Consider the following 21,247-nt stretch of genomic DNA (forward strand, 5'->3'; position numbering starts at 1 on the left):
CCGTCGCTTCGACCAAAAGTGGTGGGAGCAGCCGCGTCGATTCGCTGAATTCATGATGGAGGCGTCCGACCGCATCGGCACGTCGTTCGTATGGAACACGGCGTATGCGAAGGCCATCCGGCAGGGTATCGCCGATCCGGTGAAGTTCGCGGACGAGCAGACGCGCCGGCTGGTCGGCGGGCGCGGCGTTGGCGAGCAGCCGCTGATGATCAAATCAAAGGTGTTCAATCTCGTCGCGCCCTTCCAGCTCGAGGTCAACAACCTCTGGCGCGTCATGAAGGACTTCGTCGACGAGAAGCGCTTCGGCGCGCTGGTGACGCTTTTCGTTTCGAACTGGCTGCTCAATCAGGCGTTCGAGCGGACCACAGGCAGCGGCGTTGTTTTCGATCCGATCGACGCGATCTATGAGGCCGCGACCGTGGAGGATGGAAGCGTCCTGCAGCGTGCCGGGCGGATCGCCGGCGAAGTGCTCTCAAACGTGCCGCTCGGTCAAACGGCCACGCTGCTGTATCCGCAGTACGGCAAAAACGTCAATGGGATGGAACTGCCGACCCGGAAAGAACTGTTCGGCGACAATGATCCGACGCGCTTCGGCTCCGGTCTGCTGGTCGCCGGCGCCATTACGGACCCGCTGTTTAAATTCGTGCTGCCGTTCGGCGGCAACCAGCTCAAGAAGACGATCAGCGGCGTCGACGCGCTCGTCCGCGGTGGATCGTACACGGAGAACGTGCTGACGACCGGCGCGCGGATTGAGGAACCGAAGCTGCGGTTTCCGGTCGAAAGTACGCCACAAAACACCCTTCGCGCGGCACTTTTCGGGCCCTATGCCACATCCGAGGGGCAAGAGTACACCCGTGAGAACAGAAGGCCGTTAAGTGAGCGTCAAACGAGGGTTTATCAGAACATCGACGATCCGCAGACGTTCTACAGGACGCTGATGGATCAGCGGCGGAGAGAGACAGAGCTGAAGAAGCTGCGGGAACAGAAATTGAAGGAGCTGACAAAATAACCCATAGAGGTTATGATAGTGAAAAACGGCGGTGTTGCATGTGGATCGGTGGGAAAAAGTCCTGCTCATGACATGGTTTGTCGGCGGTATGATTCTAATAGGGGTTCTAAATGCATTTTGGAACGAGGAAGTTTCGTTCTTCTTCGCGATCTTCTATCTGTCGTTCTGGATTGCCTTCACATACGGTTTTGTTAAGGGAATGAGGGTAGGCAGGGAGGACGCAGAAAAAGAGTTTAAAGGGCGTCGCTAGATGCGGCGCCCTTACTATTTGGAGGTGCATCCTATCATGGAAAACCTGTTTAAAACCATCGTTGCAATCGGCGGCGCGGCCGCCTCTTATCTTTTCGGGGGGTGGTCGTCGTTGCTTTCGATTCTGCTTACGTTTGTTGTGTTGGATTATGTGACCGGGTTCGCAGCCGCCGCAAAAGAAGGAAAGCTGAACAGCGAAGTCGGTGCATGGGGCATCGCGAAGAAGGTCGGCATCTTCGCCGTTGTGGCCGCCGCGCACTTGGTGGATACCGCGCTGGGCGCCGCCCACCTTTTCCGAGATGCGGCGATATTTTTCTTTCTCGCAAACGAGCTGCTCAGCGTGATCGAAAACGCTGGCCGGATCGGTGTTCCCGTTCCGCCCGTCATGCAGCGGGCGGTGGAAGTGCTGCGCGGGAAGGGGGATGTCAGCGATGCGGATCGTCATTGATGCCGGCCACGGTCCGGAGACGCCGGGGAAGCGAAGCCCGGACGGCTCGCTCCGGGAATATCATTTCAACAGCTCGGTCGCCCGGTACGTCGCCGACGCGCTCCTGCATGGATATGAGGGCGTCGATATCCTGCTGACGCACGCAGATGATCGGGACGTGCCGCTCAAGGAGCGCACCGATCGGGCGAACAGATGGGGCGCCGACCTGTTTGTTTCGATTCACGCCAACGCGGCCGGCGATGGCGGATGGAACAGCGCACAGGGCATCGAGACGTATGTCTACGAGACGCGCCCGCCAGCGGCCGTGGCGCTCGCCAACGCCGTCCAGCGGCAGCTTATCCGGGCCACGGGGCGCCCGGATCGCGGCGTGAAGTCAGCGAACTTCCACGTGCTGCGGGAGACGAAAATGCCCGCAATCCTCGTTGAGTGCGGATTCATGACGCACCGGCAGGAGTGCGAGCTGCTCAAGAGCGACGCTTACCGCCGCAAGTGTGCGGAGGCGATCGTCGCCGGGATCGTGGAGACATACGGTCTCCGGCCGAAACAGCCCGCGCGGCCGCCGGCCACGGAAGACTGGCGCGCCGAGTTTGCGGCCGCCCGAGAGTGGGCGGTCGAGTCTGGCATCACGGACGGCGCGCGCCCGCAGGATCCGGTTACGCGCGAGGAGCTGTGGGTGATGCTGTATCGGGCATTCGGTGCCAAGAAATGAGCGATTCCCGCTCAGCTACGTGCTGGGCGGGGATTTTTTGTATCTTGAATACCGAACACCCATTCGCATATAATACATAACACAAACACATGTTCGGGGTGATCGTCATGATCGCGAAGTACATCGGCCGCCGCGTCGAGATCATCTACCAGGGCGCCGACGGCCGTCTTTCGCAGCGCGTAGTGCGCGTGCTGGGCGTGCGGGACGGCGTTGTGCGGGCGTTCTGCGAAGCGTCCGGCGCGCCGCGGACGTTTCGGATAGACTCGATTCTGGCCTGCGTGCCGGTGCGGAGGCGGTCGGCGTGAAGACGTGGATGGGCCCGATCCCGACGTGCCGTTGCATGGCGCTCATGCGGCCGCGCTGGACCCGCGATCAGTGGCCGCAGGCATATGTATGTACCCGGTGCGGGCTGCCGGTGCCGGGGTATGAGCGGTTGTGGATGGAGAGGCAGCGGGCGATGGAGAAAGGGGAGCAGCGCGGATGAGACCGGCTGCTCTTTGTGTTTGCCCACAATCTGCCCACAAATACATGAAAAAGTATGATGGGATATGAAAAATGTAAAAACAAAAACCGCGTAATATCAAGGGTTTTGTGACCACATAATACGCGGCGAAAAGCTAAAATAATCAAGTTCGAGATGGAAGGCTCGATCGGTTAAACAGCTGCATTGCGCGTGACATCCGGCGCGGTCACCCTTTGGAAGGGGGCCGCGTCATTTTTTGTGAAAAATGCACCGATAAAAATGTTGATTTTCTCTGTTCCCGGAGTCGGCGGGATGGTATCCTTTTCTTCAGGAAACCGCATTCAAAGGAGATCTGCCGATGATCACGAAAACCCATGCCCTATGGCGCAAAGAAGAATACACGTACCCCGTAACGGGCGATTTTGTACCGAATCTGGTTACCTATGTCCACGAAGATGATGAAATCAGGCCCGCGCTTATTGTCGTACCGGGCGGCGGGTATATCCTCGTTTCTCCCACGGAAGGGGAGATTGTGGCCAAGGCCTTTTACGACAAAGGCTGCAATGTGTTCGTACTCACCTACACGACCAATCTGTTGCAGAGAACGCCCTTGAAACTGCAGCCGCTGAAGGATCTGTCCCAAGCGGTCAGGTTCGTGAGGAAGCAAGCCCGTGAGTTTCGGATTGATCCGGAGAAGGTCGCCATTTGCGGATTTTCGGCCGGCGGACATTTGTGCGGAAGTCTGGCCGTGCACCATGACGCAGAAGCGCTTCAGCCGGTCAGCCCCGAATACGAAGGAGTCAGCAATCGGCCGGATGCGGTCATCCTGTCCTATCCGGTCATCAGTTCCGGAGAATACGCGCATCAGGGGTCTTTCAAGGCGCTGCTGGGTCCGGAAGCGACTGCGGAAGAGCTGGCATACATGTCCCTGGAAAAGCACGTCTCCCGCCGCACGCCCCCGGTATTTCTGTGGCATACGGCGACCGACGAAGCGGTGCCTGTCGAGAATTCGCTCCTTTTCGCCAAAGCATGCAAGGAAAACGGTGTTCCGTTTGAGCTTCATGTATTCGGCAATGGCAGGCATGGGTTGTCCTTGGCCAATCGGCAATGGGCGTCCGGAGAATATGGCCGGGATTATACGATGGAGCAGGTTTACGAGGCTTTGCAGTATCTGATCGATCACCGGATGGAGCTGCCGCCTCCTTATGATCAGATCGGGCCGGTCCCCGAAGGCGCCGATGCAAGGCAAGTGGTGAATCAGTATCTGGCCCGTTTCGCGCACTTGAGGCAGCCGGACGACGGGATCGCCATGTGGCCGGAGCTGGCGCATCAATGGCTGAAGAAAATTTTCGCGCTGCAAGACGCAGATGGTTGAACCGGCCGCTGATAGCGGAAGTTTTGCGCTTATTTTCGGGAAATCGGACGTTGGCGGGAAAATAGAAGAAGCTGCTTCGCCCATTTTGGTCAAATTGGCGGTTTTTCCGGAAAATCGGGAGGATAGAAGAAGAAGTTTCCTCTAATTTTCCGGAGAACGGCGCTTTTCGACAAAATAGCGGAAGCAGCTTCGTTTATTTTATTCACCCGAACATCTCCGCCACACCGAGCGGATATTTCGTAATCCACGAAGCCGCCTTATACGCTGCGTTATTTGCAGGAGCAGTTGGATCGGTTGGTCGGGCCCGGGCGGACGGTTGCGGATATTGACGTGCAAAATTTCCGGCTTACCATTACCACAGCGATCGACGATGCCGAGATTTTCCGGGAAGTCGAGCATACCGTCAAGGTGATCATTCCGGCCAACATCGTGTATCAGCAGAATACGGCGCTGCAAGATGACATTGAACTGGTCGAGTCAATCGCTGTGCAGGACGTCACCTGGAATTACAAGTTGGACGGCTCGTGGCAGCTCGGCGCCGCGCCGTTCGCAACTTTGGGACCGGAGGTGCCCGTGAAATGATTGATACTGCGTTTTTGCAGGAATCTGTAGAGCTTGTAGCGTTTGCCCAGGAGGCTAGATTACCTGATACAACTACCCCATCAACAGTAATTCGTAAAACAATAGATTTAGAGGCTCAAAGACGCGGCTGATAATGTGATTAGCTCGAACATCGTCAATATTCCGATTGCGGCGGATCATTTGATGATTCAGTCAATTGAAGTGAAGGAGGGTATCTGATGGCGAAGACGGATTGGCAGATGGAGGATAAAGTGCAGCCGGAGGATTTGAACCAGATTGGGCAGGAGATTAATGACAATGCAGCAGATCTGTTGGACCACAAATCTGCTGCTGTACTTGATCACCCGGATGGGTCAGTCACGACGGAGAAGCTGGCTGATGGCGCGGTTACGGCATCGAAAGTGGCGGCGGATGTGGCGAAGACAGCCGATCTTGCTGCTCATGCCAACACAACCAGCGGTGCACATGGTGCTACGTCTGCGGCTACACCGAACACAATTGTCCAGCGCGATCCAGTTGGCAGGTTTAAAGCAGCGGCACCGGCTGCAGCAGACGATGTGGCACGTCTGGCTGAGGTGATGGCAGCAGAAAGTTCGATTGAGAACACTCTGTTACCGACCTTGCAAAGTGTGAAGACAAAAACTGATCTTATTGGGACGACAGGTGACGGTACATCAACGGCGTCGTTGTTTGGTAGGCTGGCAGCAGTAAAAGGAAAAACGGATCTGATCGGTACAGTGAGTGATGCATCAGGTACTGCGTCAGTATTTGGAAAATTTGCGGACATCAAAGCGAAGACGGATCTCATTGGCTCGACAAGCGATGGCACGTCTGCTGGGACGGTGTTTGGCAAGTTTGCGACTATCAAGGCCAAGACGGACTTGATCGGCTCGACGAGCGATGCAGCCGGTACAACAACAGTTTTTGGGCGTCTGGCGGATGTGAAGGCGAAGACTGACTTGATTGGAGCTACCGGGGATAGTTCATCTGCCTCAACTGTTTTTGGCCGTTTGGCAGCAGTAAAGACAAAAACTGACCTCATCGGTGCAACAGGAGACAGTTCAGCTACAGCAACTGTGTTTGGACGGTTAGCGGCGATTAAGGAGAAAACTGATTTGATTAACAACGGTTCTAATTCCCTCGAACTTGAATGGTCGTCTAGTATTAAGCCTTATAATGTCGCGTATTTGAGCACTAATGGCTCTAATACACTGGACATTTCGGATCGACAACATTTTGGCCGTGCAGCCGGCGGCGAGGCCGGCCTGATCTTTCCTGTCACAACCTGTTCATCCCCCTTTCTTCTCTCCCGTTAATCCTGGCTGCCTTCCTGAAATAAACCCGAAAGCCCGAACGCCAGGCGCATAATCGCTTCTCTCCGACACCATCCTATGGAATGCCAACACCATGTCAGGAAGGGGCAGGAAGGCAGATGGCAGGTACCTGGAGAAGAGGGCAAGGAAGAGGCGCGCTGGCGCTGTTGCTTATTCTTTTGCTCATATCGGCCTCAGTGGCCGGATGCGGCGAACGGCAAAACGCGAATCATGACGGGCGCCAGCAAGCGAACACCCCGGGCCAAAAGGGGACAGGTCGTCAATCCGCCCTGGAGGAAAACAACGCCGAACATCTTCTGGAACTCGGCCGGGCGATTGTTCCGTTCGAGAAGTTGGACGGCCAAACCTACGCCGACGCCGAGAAGATGGCCGGCTTGATCGGTTTTCATACGGAGTATTCGGAAGACGGCAAATCGCTGCTCATCGGCGACCACGATGTGGTCATGACGATCACGGATCAATCCCGTGAAGTGGTGAAAGAAGAGCGCACCCTGACGATGAGCAAACCGGCCAGACTCATGGACGGCCGCATGCTGGTGCCTTCGAACGAATTGAAGAAGCTGTTCGGGGATGAAGCGGTTTTCACGGTGGACGCGGTGCAGGCGGCGATTTTCCCGAAGCCGCAGCGGGAAGACACGGCTGCATCGCAAGATTTCGCCGACGACCCGGCTGTCCGCGCGGAGGGCCGAAAGGCGCATGCCCCCTGGACAGCGCATGGCGATGGCGACGCCTCCTCGCCAGCCGGTGCCGAGCTGATCAAGGAAGCGAAACGTTATCTTGGCGTGAAGTACCAGTTCGGCGCGGCGCATTATGCCACGTCGAAGCGTTTCGACTGCTCGTCGTTCGTCCAGTACCTTTTCGCGAAACAAGGGGTCGACATGCCCCGGACGGCTCGGGCGCAGGCACGATTGGGGAAAGAGGTGGCCCGGGACAAGCTGCGCCAGGGGGATCTGCTCTACTTCTATGTCCCTGGACGGTTCAAGAACGACACGACAGTCGGCCACGTCGGCATCTACATCGGCAACCAGCAAATGATCCACGCCAGCCCGCTGCCGCAGGACGGCGTCCAGATCACGGACATCAACAAGCCGTATTGGAAAGAGACGTTCCTGTTTGCGAAACGCATCTCATAACACGAAACCAGAAGCAAGAAGCCCTGCGCATCAGACGCAGGGCTTGCTTTCGCAGGCTTACATGGCGATGTCGACGACTTCGACGCCCTGCTGGCGGGACACGTCGATGAACGTCTCGCCGCACCGGATGAGCGGGCGGAAGAAATCGGTCGGATTCGTCATGACGATGACGCCGGACTCGCCGTTGGACAGGACGGCCGTCTTGCCGACGAAGAACGGCAGCAGCCGGCGGATGAACGTATGGACGACCGTCGGGTCGAGCTCATTGAAGCTGAGCCGGTTCAATTCCCGCAGCACGTGCAGAAGGTCGCGGCGTTCCCGGTACGTCCGCGTCGAGATCATTGCGCTGCAGACGTCGGCGACGGCAAGGACGCGCGCCGCTTCATGAATGTCCTCGCCCTTGATGCCGTAAGGATGACCGGAACCGTCCATCCGCTCCAGATGCTGAAGCACCGCCTTGGCCATCAGTTCATTTTTGAACGAACGTTTGACGATTTCGTATCCGAAGATCGGATATTTCCGGATCATGCGATATTCTTCTTCCGTCAGCGGATCGGTCTTGTTGAGCAGCGCCGGGTCAATCCGGCATTTGCCAATGTCGCACAGAAATCCCGCTTTGCTGACTGTAAGCGCTTCCTCTTCGCTCCAGTCAAGCCACTTGGTGATGTAGTAGGCCAGCATGCCGACCCGAACCGCATGGTTGAACGTATATTCCGCTTCCGAATTGAGCAGCAGCAGCATCGAGACGACGTCCCGTTCTTCCGGAAGCCGGTCGGTGAGCGGACGGAACACCTCGTCCATTTGCTCCTCACGGACGACGCCCGACTCCAGCGCTTCCCGGTACAGCAATTCGCTGCCCGCCACCGCCGACTCGAACATTGGTTTCAGACGCAGAGCCGTCGGCACGTTCCCGGTGTCGCTGTGCCGGGGTTCAATGTCGACATAGTCGATCTGGTGCTGGAACAGTTTCGCGATCTCCGATTCTGACAGCTGCGTGCCGGCAGGCAATACGAACAGACCGTATGCGTTGAAAATATCCCGGCTGACGACATCACCGCTTCTCAGATCAGCAACGTGGACCTGCATACCATCACCTTTCGCGAATCCCTGGAAGTTGAAAAAACCGATAGTTTCATCGTATCAGCTATTCCACGAATTGACAATAACCGGGTCAGGGAGCCAGGATGCGATCGTAAATGCGCCTTGCAAGATCCGGATCGCCGGTGCCCTGCACCAGCACCCGCCCGTCCGGGAACAGGACGAGCGTAATGCCGTCTTCCAGCATCAGCCGCAGCAGCCAGGGGTTCCGCTCGATGCGGCCCGCGGACTTGAGCCGTTCCGCCATTTCGTCCAGATGAAGCTGCAGCGGCTCGGCCGGCGCAATCTGCACCGTTTCGCGTCCGCACAGGACAGCTTCCGATTTTCCGCGAACGACCGCGTCCAGATAGTCGAACCGGCGAATGCCGCAGCAGGGACAATCGGCTCGCCGCGCGCCTGCCGTCTTCATTTTCGAGAAGTCCGTTTTCCACAGATCTGCGTGAAGCAATGCGCCATGGAGCTGTTCCTTGTACCCGCCGAGCAGCTTGATCGCTTCCATCGTCTGCAGCGAACCGATCAGATCGACGATCGGCGGCAGGACGCCGGCCGTTTCGCACGTATCCGTCGAGCCGGGCGGCGGCGGCGACGGGAACAGGCAGCGGTAGCACGGCGTTTCGCCCGGCATGATCGTCATCGTCATGCCGGAAGCGCCCACCGCGCCGCCGTAGATCCACGGAATGCCGAATTTGACCGCGACATCATTAATCAGGTACCGGACGCCGAAATGATCCGTCCCGTCCACGATCAGATCGGCATCGGCCAGCAGCAATTCCGCATTTCCGGAGTTCAGATCGACCGTTGCCGATTCAATGGCGACCTGACGGTTGAACGTGCGCAATTGCGCGGCCGCGGCTTCGGCCTTCGGCACGCCGCTTTCCGCGTCCGCTTCCGTATAGAGCAGCTGCCGATGCAGGTTGCTCCAGCTCACGATGTCGCGGTCGATCAGGCGGATGCGGCCGATTCCGGCGCGGACCAGGTGATTGGCGATGACGCAGCCGAGCGCGCCCATTCCGACCACAACCGCAAACCCTTGAGTGAGCCGCTTTTGACCTTCCATGCCAAAAGGGGAAAAGCGAACCTGGCGGGCATATCGTTCTGACGAGGGGGACATGCGCATTCTCTCTCCTAATCAGCGGCGGGAGCCGTCGGATTCCAGGACTCCTGCTGCTCTCCGATCCATTCCGACCCGTCTTCCCGGATCTCCTTCTTCCAGATCGGCACGATCTGTTTCAACCGTTCGATCGCATACCGGCTCGCCTCGTAGCAGCCGGCGCGATGCGGCGCCGACACGGCGATGACGACGCTCGCTTCGCCGATCGGAACCGTTCCGAGGCGATGGGCGATCGCGCACCGCGTGCCCGGCCATTTCGCGGCAATCTCATCATCAATTTGCCGCATCGTCTTCAGCGCCATCGGCGCATAGGCTTCGTACTCGAGATGGACCGTGCGCCGCCCGTTCGTCCATTCGCGCGTCGTGCCGACGAAGACAAGCGAGGCGCCGTGTTCCGGCACGATCACCTGCGACAGCATGCGGTCCGCGTCAAGCGGCTTGTACGTCAGGATGAAACGTCCGTCCTCCGATGCCAGGTCGTCCTCGCCGGCGTTCTCCGGCGCGCCGCCGGAAACGGGCGGCAGCAGCGCCAGCTCATCGCCGGATTCGAGCGGCTCATCGTCAGCCGCGTACACTTCGTTGCGCGCCACGAACGACGCATGGATCAGCCCGGCATGCGAAGGGAACCGCTCGGCAAGCAGCGCCTTCAGCTTGCCGGCCGTCATGCCGCCTTCGGCTGACGATACGCGGACCTCGTTTCCTCCCAGCCGTTCCGCCAGCCCCGCGAACAGGCGGACCGTCCATTGCACTTCCATATCGTCAACCCCGTCCAATGGTGTGTGTTGGTTACTGAATAGCATATCATATTTATAGGAGAAGTGATAAACTAGAACTTGTAAAGATTCGCGGCGCACGTGACCGGTCTTGCAGACGGGAACCGGCCTGCGTGAGGACAAGGAGAGTGCGGCGATGACGGGCGTTCTGACGGACCGCTTCGGGCGCGTACACAATTATTTGCGGATATCGGTGACGGATCGCTGCAATTTGCGCTGCCTCTACTGCATGCCGGAGGAAGGCGTGGAATTCGCCGACCCGTCCTCGCTGCTGACGTTCGACGAGATCGTGGATGTCGTGCGGACGGCGGCTTCGCTCGGGATTGCGCGGCTGCGCATCACAGGCGGCGAACCGCTTGTCCGCAAAGGGCTGGACGAGCTGGTCGCCCGGCTTGCCGCAATTCCGGGCATCGAAGAAATCTCGCTGACGACGAACGGCCTGCTGCTCAAAGACCAGGCAGAAGCGCTGAGGCGGGCGGGCGTCACCCGCGTCAACATCAGCCTTGATACGCTGGATCCTGCGCGGTTCCGGATGATCGCGCGGCGCGGCGATTTGCGCCGCGTCTTCGAAGGCATCGAGGCGGCGGCGCGCGCGGGCTTTGAGCCGATCAAGCTGAACTGCGTCCTGCTGCGCGGCGTGAACGAGGATGAAATTGTCTCGTTCCTCAAGCTGGCGCGCGATGAGCCGCTGCATGTCCGGTTCATCGAGTACATGCCGATCGGGCATGCCGATGAACAATGGAAGAACTATTATTTGCCGCTTACGCGGGTACTCGAGCTGGCGCGCGAAGCCGGATTCGAACTCGAGTCCGGCGGCCGCACGGCCGGCAACGGGCCGTCGGACAACTATCGCATCAAGGGCGGCAAAGGTTCGATCGGCCTGATCCATCCGGTCAGCGACCATTTCTGCAAGAGCTGCAACCGGCTGCGGCTGACGGCCGACGGCCATTTGAAACCGTGCCTGTATTGGGTGGATGAACTGTACGTCAGGCCCGCGGTCGGCGACCCCGAAGCGATGCGCCGCCTGTTCCTTCGCGCCATGGCGATCAAGCCGGAGAACCACGAAATGGCGGCGAAACTGGCGGACGAAGCGCAGAGCCATGTGCCGACCGAGCGGCGGATGTCCCAGATCGGGGGATGATCCCGGTTGCTTACACGTTGACCATGAGAGGAAGGAATCATGATCCATGCGTGCTGACGGCCCAAAACAACCCGGCACGGTGCTTTTGCTGCACAGCAACGATTTGCACAGCCGGCTGGAACAAGCTGCGAAATTTTCGGCGTATATCGCGGAGGCCCGGAACCGGTACGGCGCGGACCGGCTGCTCGTGCTCGATGCGGGCGACCATATGGACCGGATGCGGAAGGAGACGGAAGGCACCGGCGGCCGGGTCAACATCGAGCTGCTGAACGAGGCGGCCTTCGACGCGGTGACGCTCGGGAACAACGAAGGCCTCTCATGGACGATGGACGCACTGGACGAACTGTACGGCGGGTATGCGCATTTTCCGGTCGTATGCGCGAACATGATCCGGGAATCGGACGGGGGCCGGCCTTCGTGGATGAAGCCGGCCGTCTTCGTGGAGAAAGGCGGCATCACCTTCGGCATTACGGGCGTGACGGCCGCGTTCCGTGATTTCTACATCGAGCTCGGCTGGCGGATGCTCGATCCGGTCGAAGCGGCGGCCGAACAGGTCAGACGGCTCCGGCCGCAAGCGGACATCGTCATCGTCCTGTCCCATCTCGGCCTGCCGATGGACCGCCGGCTGGCGGAGGAGATCGAAGGCATCGATCTCATTCTCGGCGGCCATACGCATCATCTGCTGGAGGAACCGCTCGTCATCGGGAAGACGGTCATTCTTGCGACCGGGAAGTTCGGGGATTACCTGGGGCGGGTCGAGATCGACCGCCGGGCGGACGGCCGCGGTTTCGCCTTCCGCGCGTCGGTCGTGCCCATGGCCGAGGCGGCTGAACGGCCGGAAGCGGCCGGCGTGATCGCCCGCGGGCTCGCCGAAGCCGAGGCCGCGCTGAGCCGCGTTGAAGCGGTGCTGGCCGCGCCGCTCGAGGCGTTCGACGATCGGGAATCGCCGCTTCCGAACCTGCTGGCCGCGGCCCTTCGCCGCCATACCGGCGCGGAGATCGGCCTCGTGAACGCGGGGCAGATCCTCGGGGGACTTCCCGCCGGCGGCGTGACGACCGGCCGGCTGCACGCGATCTGCCCTTCGCCGATCAACCCGTGCCGAATGACGCTCACCGGCCGGCACATCCGGCAGGCGCTGGAAGAGGCGCTGCTGGCCGAATGGATCGAGCGCCCGATCCGCGGCTTCGGCTTCCGCGGCGATCGGCTCGGCACGCTGGCCGTGGACGGCCTCCGGATCGTGTACGATCCGGACGGTCCGCCGTTCGGCAAGCTGCGCGAAGTGACGGCGGGAACCGAGCCGCTCCGGGATGACCGCCTCTACACGGTCGGCACAATCGACATGTTCACGTTCGGCATCGGGTACGAATCGTTGAAACTCGGCACGGACATCCGGCTCTATCTTCCCGAATTTATCCGCGACGTGCTCGCGGCCGAGCTTGCGGATGCCGCATCCGTAGAGGACGCGCACCGCATCCGATGGTTTGCACGGTCCGGCGGCGGACATTTGCATGGGACGCCGCCCGGGCAGTACAATGAAAATAGATTCAAGCAGAACATTCAATAGGGGCTGGCCATGAACATCAATGCAGACCGATTGGCGGCACCATCCGCCGGACTGCCGGAGCTGTCGCCGGAATACGATCCGTGGGATCCGATCCGGTCGCTCCGCCGTTACGGACGGCATGTGCTGACCAGCGTGGAATTTACCGTATCCAACCTGTGCAACATGCGCTGCGAGCATTGCGCCGTCGGATACACGCTTGCGATGAGCGAACCGGAGAAGCTGCCGATCGATCTCATCCTGAAACGACTGGATGAAGTCGAACATCTCGAGACGATCAGCATAACGGGCGGGGAACCGTCCTTCTCGGAGAAGACGGTGCGCGAATACATCGTGCCGCTGCTCAAGTACGCGCGCAGCCGCAATCTCCGCTCGCAGCTCAACTCCAACCTGACGCTCGACTACGGCCGATACGAGATGATCGCGCCCTGGCTCGACGTCATGCACATCTCGTATAACTACACGTCGGTGGAAGAATTCCACCGCATCACGTTCGGCGCTTCGCCCCATCCGCCGTCGCGGGAGACGGCCGCCCGTCTGTACGAGCGGATGGTGGACAACGCGCAGAGGCTGGCGAAGGGCGGCCTGTTCGTGTCCGCCGAATCGATGATCAACTATCGGACGCACCGGGACATCGTGCGCATTCACCGCGATATCGTCGAGATGGGCTGCCGCCGGCATGAAGTCCATCCGATGTATCCGAGCGCGTTCGCCGCTTCGCTGCCGATGCTGTCGCGCGCCGAGATGGCGGCCGCCATCGAGCAGTTGATCGAACATCGCGATCCGAACGTCTGGATGCTGTTCGGCACGCTGCCGTTCTACCGCTGCAGCCCGGATCCGGAGGAGCGCCGGCTTGCGCGCCGGCTTGCCGAGACGAAAGGCGTCACGGTGCGCAACGACCCGGACGGCCGCAACCGGCTCAATGTGAACGTGTTTACGGGCGATGTCTTCGTGACGGACTTCGCGGATGTTCCGGCATTCGGCAATATCCGCGAGGAACGGCTGGACGACATTTTCGCGAAATGGCTGGACGGACCGCTCGCCCGCAGCGTGAACTGCCACTGTCCGGAAGCGGGCTGCTGCGGACCGAATCTGCTCGTCAAATCAATGTATTATGCCGATGTTGATTTCACCACCCGCCGGGCGCTGGCGGATGCGTGACCAGGTGCGTATCCGACAGACGGCAACGGAAACAACCTGTGGAAAGCGAGGTCGATGAACGGACATGCCGGTACGCACCTTGATCATGATCGCGGTGGGACTCGGACTGCTGTATCTGCTCTTCACGGTCGGCGCGCCGTTTCTGCTTGCCCTGGTCGTGGCGATTTTCATTGAACCGCTCACCGCGCTGCTCATTCGGGTGTCTCGCGGCAAGCTCAACCGGGTGGCGGCGGGGACGATATCAAGCACGGTGTTCACCATCGTACTGCTCGGCCTGATCGCGCTGCTCGGCGCGCGCATCGTGAGCGAACTTGTCGCGTTCTGGAACCGGGTGCCCGGCTACGTCAGCAACCTGAACGTGTACTTCCAGGACGCATTGAACGATGCAAGATCGCTATACGAGCATTTGCCGCCGGATACGGCCGCCCAGATCGAGAATTGGCTGGCGGGTCTGACCGGCACCCTGACGCAGGCGGCGACCAGTCTGTCCCGCCTCTTCCTCAGCCTGGCCGGCGAGATTCCGAACCTGTTCATTTTCTTCATCGTCTTCCTGGTGGCCGTGTACATGTTCAGCTACAGCCTGCCGACGATGAAAGCGTCGTTCCTCTCGATCTTCGCCGAGGAATCGCGCAAGCAAGTGGAAGAAGTGCTGGACAATCTGCGCAGGTCGATCTTCGGTTTTCTGCGCTCGCAGCTGATCCTGAGCGCGCTGACGTACATCATTACGCTGAGCGGGTTTCTTCTGCTCGGGGTCAAATATCCGATGGCGATCGCCCTGCTCGTCGTCATCGTCGACATCATGCCGATTCTCGGCACCGGCTCGGTGCTCGTTCCGTGGGGGTCGTACCTGATCCTGACCGGCGATTACTACACGGGGATCGGCCTGATCGTGCTGTTCCTTTTCATCACGGTCTTCCGCCGCATCATCGAGCCGAAGGTGCTGGGCGATGCCATCGGCATCAGCGCCCTGGCCGCGCTGATCAGCCTGTATGTCGGGCTGAAGCTCGTCGGCGTCATCGGCGTGTTTCTCGGTCCGCTTGTCGTCATCATTTTCATGGCGGCTCGCAAGGCGGGACTGTTCCAATTGAAAATCCGGCTCTGATCCATGCCATTTCACAGGCCCTTGTCCGATTCGGGACGATTCCCGCGGACAAGGGCCTTGTTTTTTTGCGTCTGCCGCCGCTTCGCGCCGCATACCCATGAATTGGAGCAGTCTTGTGATGTGAGGAGGGAACCGTCCTGAACCAGCTGAACCAGATTCGGGAATGGCATCCGTTCGTCGGCCCGTTCGACCCTTGTCCGCCGATCACCTGCAAAGCGTATCTTGTGCCGCCGAACTTGCTCATCCCGTACCAGCCGCCGAACTGGCCGCAGTTTTCGCCCGCGGAAGCGCTGAAACGGGGCACGCTGTGGCCGGCGCTTTACAGTCCGTATGAATCCCGCATGCTGGAAGGGAGGGCGGAAGGACAATGAGCGCCGGGAAGAAGCCGGACGAAGCGTACTATCAGCTGCTGACAGAGCTGCAGCAGCTCGATTTCGTGCTTGTGGAGCTGACGCTTTATCTGGACACGCATCCTTACGACATGCAGGCGGTGCAGCAGTTCAACCAGTTCGCGCAGCGAAGGCAGCAAGTCGCGCAGGTTTACGAGAGCCGGTACGGGCCGCTCCTGCAGTTCGGCCACAGCTTTTCCCGCTATCCGTGGGACTGGGCGAACACGCCGTGGCCGTGGCAAGTGTAACGCCAGCCGGCGAGCCGACAACCGGTCAAGGAGGGACTTCAGGCGATGTGGATTTATGAGAAAAAATTGCAGTACCCGGTCCGCGTCAGCAAATGCGACCCGCGGATGGCCAAATATCTGATCGAGCAGTACGGCGGCGCGGACGGCGAATTGTCGGCGGCGCTCCGCTACCTGAATCAGCGGTACACGATCCCGGACAAGGTAATCGGATTACTTACGGACATCGGCACGGAAGAATTTGCCCATCTCGAGATGATCGCGACGATGGTCTATAAACTGACGAAGGATGCGACTGTCGAGCAACTGGAAGCGGCGGGACTCGGTCCCCACTACTCGAACCACGACCGGGCGCTGTTCTACAACAACGCGGTCGGCGTGCCGTGGACGGCGACGTACATTCAGGCGAAGGGCGATCCGATCGCGGATCTCTATGAAGACATCGCAGCGGAAGAAAAAGCGCGGGCGACGTACCAGTGGCTCATCGACCAGACGGACGACGTCGACCTCCAGGACAGCCTGAAGTTTCTGCGCGAACGCGAGATCGTCCACTCGCTGCGGTTCCGCGAGGCGGTCGAGCTGCTGAAGGCGGAGCAGGAGACGAAGAAGGTGTTTTGATGTGTAAGTAAAAGTACTCGTAAGGATGTCAGTTTACCCGATAAGGTGATGACATCCTTTTTAGTGTTTTTGATGTTAAGTTCTGGAAATGACCTAACGACGGCGGAAAAAAAGATCACGAACAAAGTCCGTGATCGAGGGAGTTGATTTTTATATAAACTTTTTGGAAACTTCCAAGATTTTTTCTTTGTAGCCCCAAATATCTAAAGGTTTTTCTATACTTACCATGGTTTTATCTTCATCGTTGAATTGTATATACTTGTTGTTACCATTAAAACCGAGGCGACAAACCCACTTTCGGATCGAATTATCGACTAAAATGTTAAAATAACTCATGTTGTCACGATAGAAAATACGGTCTTCATTCATTACATCTTTCAGTATTAATTTAACCACAACATAACCTTCAAGTTCCTCTGCTGTAGTCTCAATTTGAGGTTCATCATTGGTGGGCGCACTCGCTGCTATTTCTTTTTCGGCTGTTTTATCATCTGTCGAGTCGGATGATGTATTGGCTAGAGCAGCTTTCAACTTGTCATTAACCATATCATTTACAAACTGCTTCAAAGATTTTCGTACCAAACCATTGAATCTTTCAAGCACCTGTCTCGTTTTCTTTCCAGGATAGATATCGGACAGGATGAAAGCGACGAAATCATCACTAGGAGATTCCCATTGTTTTGCAAGAAATTGCTTTATCTCGTTCGAGTATTTAAGTTCAGAAGCGGTAGTAAGAATATTTTCTATATTGAAGTTATCTTTACGAAACTTGAAAAGTTCCGGGACCTGACTGTCGCGAATGTCAAACAAATTAAATTCTAAAAATGGAGTAGAATCCATTTTATTCGGCTCATTCAGATCTGTATAGAAACGGTATATAATTCCATTGGTGAGTATAGCAAAACACACCTCCTTATACGCAAACGATCATTGGAAGTTACGCAAATCCGCCCGCCGGCTTTAACGAACTTTCAGATCAAATCCCTTCCACGATCCGCCGCGCCCGCTTCGACACCTGAGCTAGCAGCTCGTCCTCGTCGATCGTGAGCAGCCGCCGGCCCCGCATCAGCACCCGGCCGTTCACGATCGTCGTATCCACGTCCGCGCCGACCGCGCAGTACGCGAGCAGGGAAGGGACATTGTGGACGGGCTGCAGGTGCGGTTTCCGCAGATCGATCAAAATGAGGTCCGCTTTCTTGCCGGCTTCCAGCGTGCCGACCTCATCCGCAATTCCGAGCACCGAAGCGCTCCCTGCCGTCGCCATGCGCAGCGCCTCCATGGCCGGCAGTTTCGCGGGGTCGCCGTAATCCAGCTTCTGCAGCCAGGCGGCGGCCCGGATCTCCTCGAACATGTCGAGCGTAGCCGCGCTGCCCGCGCCGTCTGTGCCGATGCCGACCGCAATGCCTTGTTCCGCCATCTCCGATACCGGCGCGATGCCGCAGCCCAGTTTCAGATTGCTGACCGGATTGTGCGCCGCGCCGCCCCGCATGCCCCTCAAATACCCGATGTCCCGCCGGTTCAGATGCACGCTGTGGGCGAGCAGGACATGCGCCTTCTCGAACAGCCCGAGATGGTACAAATATTCGGTCGGCGTCTGATTGTACCGCTCCCGGATCATCGCTGCTTCTTCCACCGTCTCCGCGAGATGCGTATGGATCGGGATATCCTCCTGCTCCGCCAGCCGGATCACCTCGCGCCAGGCTTCCGGCGGAACGGTGTACGGCGAATGCGGCCCCAGCATCGTCGTGATTCTGCCGTCCGCCTTGCCGCTCCAGTGCTTGATGAGATCGAGCGCTTCCGCCATGCGCCGCCCGCCGTCATCCTCCGTGAAAACAAGCCCGCGGGTCAGCGAGGCGCGCATCCCGGTTTCCTCCACCGCCGCCGCGATTTCGTTCATGTGGATGTACATGTCGGCGAACGCCGTCGTGCCCGAGCGGATCATTTCGGCCATCGCGAGTTTCGCGCCCCAGTAAATGTCTTCGGGTGTCATCCGGGCTTCGGCGGGCAACATCTTCTTCTCCAGCCAGTCCATCAGCTTCAGATCGTCGGAGAAGCCCCGCAGCAAGCTCATGGGGGTGTGCTGATGGGCGTTGATCAGCCCCGGCATCGCCGCCATTCCTTCGGCATGAATGACCTCATCGGCCCCGGCGTCCCGGATGGCCGGCTGAATGTCCGCGATCCGGCTGCCGTCGATCAGGATGTCCCCGGTGAACGGCGCATCGTGCCGCATCGTCAGAATCGTGGCGCCTTTGATCAGCAATTTCATTGTGACAACCTCCTCCTTCGAGCGCTATACTAAACCTTGACGCAAGTGGAAGGTCAAGCGCGGGAGGCGAGGACGTCTCATGAAAATCAAAGAAGCCGCGGAACGGCTCGGCATTTCGCAGCGGGCGATCCGGTTCTATGAAAAACAGGGCCTCCTCTCGCCGTCCAGACAGCAGCACAACGGGTATCGGGCGTTCGGCGAAGAGGACATCTGGCGGCTGCAGACGATCGTCGCCCTGCGGGAAGCGGGCATGCCGATCGCCGACATCCGGACGGCGCTCGCCGAGATCGACGCGAATGACGAGGGCAGGCTCATGGAGCTGCTTGAGCTGCAGCGGTCCGTCATGTTCGCCAAATGGGTCGAAATGAAGCAGATGATCGAGACGGCCGACCGCATGATCGAGACGCTCCGGCAGAACCGGACGCTGCCGATCGACGACATGTATCAGTTGGCGGAAGGTTCGAGGAGACTCCGGGAGCAGCGGCCTGGGAGGACCGTTGGGGGTTCGACGAGCAGGCCGGCGACCACGACCGGCTCGTCCGGGAAGACAAGACGAAGTATCCGGATTACGATGAAGCGCTGCGTCTGATCGTGAAGCGGGCGGCCCCGGTCCATGGCGAGCGGGGACTGGACATCGGGACGGGCACGGGCAACCTGGCCGGCCTGTGCCTGGAAGCGGGAGCGGCGATGGCGGCCGTCGACCAGTCGAAGGAAATGCTGAAGGCGTGCCGGCGCAAGTTTCCCGAGGTGGAGACGAGGCTCGGCAACTTCCTCGCGCTGCCTTACCTGGACGGGAGGTTCGACTTCGTCGTCTCCAGCTTTGCCCTGCGCCATCTGACGGGCAGCCAGATGCTGCTCGCCGTTCAGGAAATGCGGAGAGTGCTGAAGCCCCACGGCCGGATCTGCATCGCGGATCTGATGACCGCCGGAGAAAGCGGCGCATGCGGCAGCAGCGAGACCGGCCTGCCGCTTCCGGCGCTCCTGGACGCGTTGGAGACGAACGGCTACATCACGAAGCAGGATCAGATGGGCGAGCGGCTGCATGTCGTGCTGGCCGTTCCGGTTAGGCCGCACCGTCCGGGCTGACCGCTGGCGCCGGCAACAGCATCACACCCCGACCCGCCGTCTCTGCAGCGGTGTCGGGTGATCGTTCATGCCTGCCATGTTTCGGACGCCATCGGCTCGCCGGCCGCATCGACCGAATATACGGCGGCTTCCGGCTGCTTGCCGGTCCGGCTCGCAGGCCGTCCCCATGTCTGCGCCGCCGCGCCGCCCGCCGTCCGGCCCGTCGTGCGGCCGGTCGTTCTGCCGGCCGTCCCGCCAGCCGTCTTGCCCGTCGTCCGTTGCGACGACCGTCCCGTCGTTTTCCCGGCCGTCCGCCGCTGGCGCAGACGATTCCGGTACAGCCACAGCGCGTATTGCAGCGGCCGCACGAGCGCCAGCCGGTACGCCTCCTTTTCGCCGGCCCGGCGGAACACGTCGCGCGCCGGCTTCGGATTCACTTCCAGCAGCCAGAACCGTCCGTCCTTGTCGATCGCAAGATCCAGGGCCAGCTCGCACAGCGGGCCGAAACAGTTCTCCAGATACCGGGCGACGTCGATGCCGAATTGCCCGATCTCTTCCTGCACCTGCTGAGCCTTCGTCTCGCTGCCGAGCCATCCGGGCAGCACCGAGGACAGCGGCGCCGCCTGGCCGCCGCCGTGCAGGTTGCTCGTCACGCTTCCCGGCGGTCCGATCCGCACGGCGCAGCCCGTCACGCTCCATTCGCCGCGGCCGTTCTTCTGCACGAGCAGCCGGTAATCGTGCACCCGGCCGTTCGAAAGCCGGATCTGGATGCCCTGCTGCACGAGATATTTGCGGCCGCGCAGATCCCAGCCGGCGAGCTTCGCCGGAAGCAGGGACGGCCGGATGCGCATCGGGCGGATGATCCGCCGGGAATGGTCGCGTCCCTGGACGAGCAGGCTTGCGCCCGAGCGCTGAATGCGCAGAATGCCCCGTCCACCCGTGCCGCCCGCCGGCTTCAGATAGAGCAGCGAATGCCGCTTGAGCATTTCGGTCAAATCCCTGCTGCTCTCGTACATCCGCGTATGCGGCAGATGGTCGCGAAACCGGGCGTCGCGGGCGAGCGTCCGGTAGACCGACCATTTGTTGCCGATCGGTTTGTTCAGAAACAGATGATGCGCATACCTGGAACGAAAATATTTCAGCCGTTCGAAGCGCTTGCTTCGCTGGATCCGGCACCGGTCGAAGATCATGTGCGGGAATCCGGTCCACTCCCGCCGCCATGTGCCGGACTCCGGCAAATACCGCTGGGCGTGGATCCGGTTCGTCTTGTAGTTGACGTCATCCGGCGTGAATACGATCAGATCGAGGCCGAGTTTCCGGGCGGCCAGCGTCATTTTCTTGTATACGGACCGTTCTTCCAGCAGGCCGCGGTCATTCAGGTAGAGCGTCATGATGCCGAGCACCGGTTTTCCCAT

The 21,247-nt window shown here is 59.6% G+C and carries 24 protein-coding genes and 1 pseudogene; 19 read left to right on the forward strand and 6 right to left on the reverse strand.

Going from position 1 to position 21,247, the window contains the following annotated elements; genetic code table 11:
* From C6W55_RS14270 to C6W55_RS14320, 11 genes are all read left to right on the forward strand, one after another.
* A partial coding sequence (locus C6W55_RS14270; RefSeq protein WP_286893381.1) for a hypothetical protein occupies positions 1–1,009 on the forward strand: 1,009 nt, incomplete at its 5' end.
* A gap of 40 nt (positions 1,010–1,049) precedes the next feature.
* On the forward strand, positions 1,050–1,259 hold the full coding sequence (locus tag C6W55_RS14275) for a hypothetical protein (protein WP_286893383.1): 210 nt from the start codon (positions 1,050–1,052) through the stop codon (positions 1,257–1,259).
* Positions 1,260–1,295: 36 nt separating this feature from the next.
* Complete coding sequence (locus C6W55_RS14280) at positions 1,296–1,706, forward strand: phage holin family protein (RefSeq protein ID WP_286893385.1); 411 nt, start codon at positions 1,296–1,298, stop codon at positions 1,704–1,706.
* Entirely contained in the window at positions 1,690–2,415 is a 726-nt protein-coding gene (locus tag C6W55_RS14285; protein ID WP_286893387.1) for an N-acetylmuramoyl-L-alanine amidase family protein, read from the forward strand. The genes C6W55_RS14280 and C6W55_RS14285 overlap by 17 nt, the downstream gene beginning before the upstream one ends.
* A gap of 107 nt (positions 2,416–2,522) precedes the next feature.
* Positions 2,523–2,720 carry a hypothetical protein gene (locus tag C6W55_RS14290; protein WP_286893389.1) on the forward strand — a complete coding sequence of 66 codons (198 nt, stop codon included), beginning with the start codon at positions 2,523–2,525 and terminating at the stop codon, positions 2,718–2,720.
* Positions 2,717–2,899: a hypothetical protein gene (locus tag C6W55_RS14295; protein ID WP_286893393.1), complete on the forward strand. Its 183-nt coding sequence runs from the start codon at positions 2,717–2,719 to the stop codon at positions 2,897–2,899. The genes C6W55_RS14290 and C6W55_RS14295 overlap by 4 nt, the downstream gene beginning before the upstream one ends.
* 337 nt (positions 2,900–3,236) lie before the next feature.
* The gene (locus C6W55_RS14300; RefSeq protein ID WP_286893396.1) at positions 3,237–4,253 is read left to right on the forward strand and encodes an alpha/beta hydrolase; all 1,017 of its coding nucleotides are present in this window, start codon (positions 3,237–3,239) and stop codon (positions 4,251–4,253) included.
* A 285-nt stretch (positions 4,254–4,538) separates the two neighbouring features.
* Complete coding sequence (locus C6W55_RS14305; RefSeq protein WP_286893400.1) at positions 4,539–4,835, forward strand: hypothetical protein; 297 nt, start codon at positions 4,539–4,541, stop codon at positions 4,833–4,835.
* Complete coding sequence (locus C6W55_RS14310; protein WP_286893402.1) at positions 4,832–4,966, forward strand: hypothetical protein; 135 nt, start codon at positions 4,832–4,834, stop codon at positions 4,964–4,966. Before C6W55_RS14305 ends, C6W55_RS14310 begins: the two co-directional genes overlap by 4 nt.
* Positions 4,967–5,053: 87 nt before the next feature.
* Entirely contained in the window at positions 5,054–6,151 is a 1,098-nt protein-coding gene (locus C6W55_RS14315) for a hypothetical protein (protein ID WP_286893403.1), read from the forward strand.
* Positions 6,152–6,267: 116 nt separating this feature from the next.
* On the forward strand, positions 6,268–7,302 hold the full coding sequence (locus C6W55_RS14320) for a C40 family peptidase (RefSeq protein ID WP_286893405.1): 1,035 nt from the start codon (positions 6,268–6,270) through the stop codon (positions 7,300–7,302).
* Between the two features lie 57 nt (positions 7,303–7,359).
* Here the strand turns inward: C6W55_RS14320 and C6W55_RS14325 are convergent, their stop codons facing one another.
* The 3 genes from C6W55_RS14325 to C6W55_RS14335 all read right to left on the reverse strand — a co-directional run bounded on the left by C6W55_RS14325 (position 7,360) and on the right by C6W55_RS14335 (position 10,266).
* A complete protein-coding gene (locus C6W55_RS14325) occupies positions 7,360–8,388 on the reverse strand; it encodes an HD-GYP domain-containing protein (RefSeq protein WP_286893407.1) in 1,029 nt (342 codons plus the stop codon).
* Between the two features lie 85 nt (positions 8,389–8,473).
* Positions 8,474–9,517, reverse strand: coding sequence for a ThiF family adenylyltransferase (locus C6W55_RS14330; protein ID WP_353682043.1), 1,044 nt, complete (start codon positions 9,515–9,517; stop codon positions 8,474–8,476).
* An 8-nt stretch (positions 9,518–9,525) separates the two neighbouring features.
* Positions 9,526–10,266: a molybdenum cofactor biosynthesis protein gene (locus C6W55_RS14335; RefSeq protein ID WP_286893410.1), complete on the reverse strand. Its 741-nt coding sequence runs from the start codon at positions 10,264–10,266 to the stop codon at positions 9,526–9,528.
* Positions 10,267–10,420: 154 nt separating this feature from the next.
* Here C6W55_RS14335 and moaA point away from each other — a divergent pair, with 154 nt between their 5' ends.
* The 7 genes from moaA (at position 10,421) to C6W55_RS14370 (ending at position 16,501) form a co-directional block, all read left to right on the forward strand.
* Positions 10,421–11,425, forward strand: a complete 1,005-nt coding sequence (gene moaA, locus C6W55_RS14340; RefSeq protein WP_286893412.1) for a GTP 3',8-cyclase MoaA — start codon at positions 10,421–10,423, stop codon at positions 11,423–11,425.
* A 46-nt stretch (positions 11,426–11,471) separates the two neighbouring features.
* Positions 11,472–12,989 (forward strand): bifunctional metallophosphatase/5'-nucleotidase, encoded by a 1,518-nt coding sequence (locus tag C6W55_RS14345; protein ID WP_286893414.1) that lies wholly within the window; start codon positions 11,472–11,474, stop codon positions 12,987–12,989.
* Between the two features lie 9 nt (positions 12,990–12,998).
* Complete coding sequence (gene yfkAB / locus C6W55_RS14350; RefSeq protein ID WP_286893415.1) at positions 12,999–14,147, forward strand: radical SAM/CxCxxxxC motif protein YfkAB; 1,149 nt, start codon at positions 12,999–13,001, stop codon at positions 14,145–14,147.
* A 64-nt stretch (positions 14,148–14,211) separates the two neighbouring features.
* Entirely contained in the window at positions 14,212–15,249 is a 1,038-nt protein-coding gene (gene ytvI / locus C6W55_RS14355) for a sporulation integral membrane protein YtvI (protein ID WP_286893416.1), read from the forward strand.
* Between the two features lie 146 nt (positions 15,250–15,395).
* Complete coding sequence (locus C6W55_RS14360) at positions 15,396–15,620, forward strand: spore coat associated protein CotJA (RefSeq protein WP_286893467.1); 225 nt, start codon at positions 15,396–15,398, stop codon at positions 15,618–15,620.
* Positions 15,617–15,886, forward strand: a complete 270-nt coding sequence (locus C6W55_RS14365; RefSeq protein WP_286893418.1) for a spore coat protein CotJB — start codon at positions 15,617–15,619, stop codon at positions 15,884–15,886. Before C6W55_RS14360 ends, C6W55_RS14365 begins: the two co-directional genes overlap by 4 nt.
* A 45-nt stretch (positions 15,887–15,931) precedes the next feature.
* Positions 15,932–16,501, forward strand: a complete 570-nt coding sequence (locus C6W55_RS14370; RefSeq protein WP_286893420.1) for a manganese catalase family protein — start codon at positions 15,932–15,934, stop codon at positions 16,499–16,501.
* A gap of 150 nt (positions 16,502–16,651) precedes the next feature.
* Here the strand turns inward: C6W55_RS14370 and C6W55_RS14375 are convergent, their stop codons facing one another.
* Both C6W55_RS14375 and C6W55_RS14380 read right to left on the reverse strand, forming a co-directional pair.
* Complete coding sequence (locus C6W55_RS14375; protein ID WP_286893422.1) at positions 16,652–17,341, reverse strand: hypothetical protein; 690 nt, start codon at positions 17,339–17,341, stop codon at positions 16,652–16,654.
* A 136-nt stretch (positions 17,342–17,477) separates the two neighbouring features.
* On the reverse strand, positions 17,478–18,767 hold the full coding sequence (locus C6W55_RS14380) for an amidohydrolase (protein WP_286893423.1): 1,290 nt from the start codon (positions 18,765–18,767) through the stop codon (positions 17,478–17,480).
* 79 nt (positions 18,768–18,846) lie between these two features.
* Between C6W55_RS14380 and C6W55_RS18285 the strand changes: the two are divergent.
* Positions 18,847–19,853: pseudogene (locus tag C6W55_RS18285) on the forward strand (MerR family transcriptional regulator).
* A 65-nt stretch (positions 19,854–19,918) separates the two neighbouring features.
* On the opposite strand, the gene C6W55_RS14390 reads toward C6W55_RS18285, so the two are convergent.
* Entirely contained in the window at positions 19,919–21,247 is a 1,329-nt protein-coding gene (locus C6W55_RS14390) for a YheC/YheD family endospore coat-associated protein (RefSeq protein ID WP_286893425.1), read from the reverse strand.

Source organism: Thermobacillus sp., from assembly GCF_003390775.1.
Taxonomy (GTDB): domain Bacteria; phylum Bacillota; class Bacilli; order Paenibacillales; family Paenibacillaceae; genus Thermobacillus; species Thermobacillus xylanilyticus.